The organism is Paraburkholderia sp. (assembly GCF_035501035.1).
Classification (GTDB): Bacteria; Pseudomonadota; Gammaproteobacteria; order Burkholderiales; family Burkholderiaceae; genus Paraburkholderia.
Window position 1 is genome coordinate 1 of sequence record NZ_DATJWR010000206.1, and the last position, 2,457, is coordinate 2,457.

Annotated in this window: 3 protein-coding genes and 1 pseudogene; all 4 read right to left on the reverse strand. The window is 66.5% G+C overall.

Annotated elements, in window-relative coordinates; all coding sequences use genetic code 11:
- Positions 1-363: pseudogene (pyrB, locus tag VMJ11_RS14690) on the reverse strand (aspartate carbamoyltransferase catalytic subunit); the annotation flags it as partial.
- 135 nt (positions 364-498) lie between these two features.
- Positions 499-1,020 carry a bifunctional pyr operon transcriptional regulator/uracil phosphoribosyltransferase PyrR gene (gene pyrR / locus VMJ11_RS14695; RefSeq protein WP_325620122.1) on the reverse strand — a complete coding sequence of 174 codons (522 nt, stop codon included), beginning with the start codon at positions 1,018-1,020 and terminating at the stop codon, positions 499-501.
- 30 nt (positions 1,021-1,050) lie between these two features.
- On the reverse strand, positions 1,051-1,494 hold the full coding sequence (ruvX, locus tag VMJ11_RS14700) for a Holliday junction resolvase RuvX (RefSeq protein ID WP_325620123.1): 444 nt from the start codon (positions 1,492-1,494) through the stop codon (positions 1,051-1,053).
- Positions 1,491-2,069 carry a YqgE/AlgH family protein gene (locus VMJ11_RS14705; RefSeq protein ID WP_325620124.1) on the reverse strand — a complete coding sequence of 193 codons (579 nt, stop codon included), beginning with the start codon at positions 2,067-2,069 and terminating at the stop codon, positions 1,491-1,493. The genes ruvX and VMJ11_RS14705 overlap by 4 nt, the downstream gene beginning before the upstream one ends.
- Positions 2,070-2,457: the final 388 nt, after the last annotated feature.

The following is a 2,457-nucleotide window of genomic DNA, read 5'->3' on the forward strand; positions in this document are numbered from 1 at the left end:
CGCCGAAAGGTTGCCGATGGTGTCGAGCAGCGACTCGCCCTTGCTCGTCGAGGACGCGTTGATGTTCAGGTTGATCACGTCCGCCGAGAGACGCTTGGCCGCGATCTCGAAGGTCGTGCGCGTGCGCGTGGAATTCTCGAAAAACAGATTGAATACCGACTTGCCGCGCAACAGCGGCACCTTCTTCACGTCGCGCTCGGTCACGCTCACGAACTGTGTGGCCGTGTCGAGGATGTGCGTGAGGATTGCGCGCGGCAGGCCCTCGATCGTCAGCAGATGCTTGAGCTCGCCGTTCTTCGTGAGCTGCGGGTTGCCCTTCAGGAAGCCATAGCGAAACGCGTCTGGCGTGGGCTGTGTATTCATCGCGTGAAATCCTGGATGTGATGGCCGGTTGGAACGGGGTAGACGTTCGCGGGCGGCTTGCTCGGTCGTGCGCCGGCCAGCTTTGCCCGATGCGCGTTATGCGCCCGCTGCACCCGATACGCTCTATGCGTCTCGTCAGGCGCCGCCGCGCGGCTCGGCGTGGAAAGCGAAGCGGCCGTCGTCGCCGCGTGCGAGCACGAGTGTGGCGTCGGCGTCCAACCTCACGTCGCCGCCCACGAAGCGCGCCGCCACCGGCAGCTCGCGGCCGCCGCGGTCGGCGAGCACGGCCAGCTCCACGGCAGCCGGCCGCCCGTAGTCGTACAGCTCGTTCACCGCGGCGCGCACGGTGCGGCCCGTGTAGAGCACGTCGTCGACGAGCAGGATGCGGCGGCCCTCCACCTCGAAGGGCAGCGCGGTCGGGCTCGCCTTGCTGTGCAAGCCCTTCTTCGCATAGTCGTCGCGGTGCAGCGCGACGTTCACCACGCCGTAATCGAGCGCGCCGAGATCGTGCGCGAGCCGCTCGGCCACCCACGCGCCGCCGCTATGAATGCCGACGATCGCCACGCCGCCCGGCACGCCGAACGCATCGACGGGATAAGCCGCGCGGATCTCGTCGAGAACAGCGCAATACAACGTTTCGGCGTCGGGAGTGTTCATGGGTCGATGCGAGGGCAACGGGTGGACAAATCAGGGCGGGAGTTCGTCGAAGTATTGCTGCAGGATCACGCAGGCGGCTTCGGCATCGATAACCACGCCGCGCCCAACGTATTCGCCGCGCTCGCGCAGGCGCGCTTCGGCGTCCACCGAGGAATAGCGCTCGTCCACCCACACCACCGGCAGATTGAAGCGGCCGTTGAGCTGGTTGCCGAAGCGCGTGGCCTGCTGCGTCATTGCGTGCGGCGCGCCGTCCGGATGGCTCGGCAGGCCGACCACGAGCAGATCGGGCTGCCACTCGCGCAGCAACTCGCCGATCGCTTCGAAACGGTAGTCGCGACTTTTGTTCGGGATGACGGTGAGCGCGCGGGCGCTGCGCGTGAGCGCATTGCCGAGCGCCACGCCGATGCGTTTTTCGCCGTAATCAAATGCAAGCAAGGTGGCCTCGCCGGCCACCCGCCCGATCGCCACGCTCATGCGTGACCCGCCTCGCCCGAGAGCATCGATGACGAGATGCCGAGCAGCGCGAGCGCCGCTTCGAAGCGCTCTTCGGCGGGCACGTCGAAGACGATCTTCGGGTCGGCCTCGACCGTGAGCCAGCCGTTGCGCGAGATTTCGTCTTCGAGCTGGCCCGCGCCCCACCCGGCGTGGCCGAGCGTGAGCAGGAAGCGTTCCGGACCGTTGCCGTTCGCGACGGCTTCGAGCACGTCCTTGGAGGTGGTCATTTCGAGGCCGCCCGGCACCGACATCGACGACGTATAGCTCGTGCCCTGCGCGGGCGCGTGCAGCACGAAGCCGCGCTCGGTTTGCACCGGGCCGCCGAAATAGACAGGCACGTGCAGGAGCGGTTCGATTTCGAGCTTGAGGTCGATGCGCGAGAAAAGCGCCTCGAGATCGATGTCCGTAGGACGATTGATAACGAGACCGAGCGCGCCGCGCTCGGAATGATCGCAAAGGTAGACCACCGTTCCTGAAAACGTGGGGTCCGCCATGTTCGGCATGGCGATCAGGAACTGGTTGGTCAGATTGATGCGATCGGTACTCTTGGACATGGTTTGAATTTTAGCAAAGACGATGCGCAATGGCGGTGCGCTGCCAGGCCTCGAGCGGGCGCTTGATGACCGCCTCACGCCGCACCAGCCACAGCGCCGTTGCGCATTGCAGGGAATGGCTCACTCTAACACGCGCACGCCGTGCCCTTGCAGCCAATCAGCAGGCAGGAACCGCAAGCGCAATGCCCGGCGTCCTGCTCGACACGGGCGACGGCGCGAATCCCAAAATCTATTGCGTCGCGCCTTGCGCCGCACCACCGACGATCGCCGCGCCCAGCGCGCGCACGGCGGGCGCCGCGTCGGGCTGCGCGACGCCCGCCGCCACCTTGTGCAGCATGGCGCGCAACGCTTCACTTGCATGCTCGATGGCCTCGGCGCCAGGCGCCGC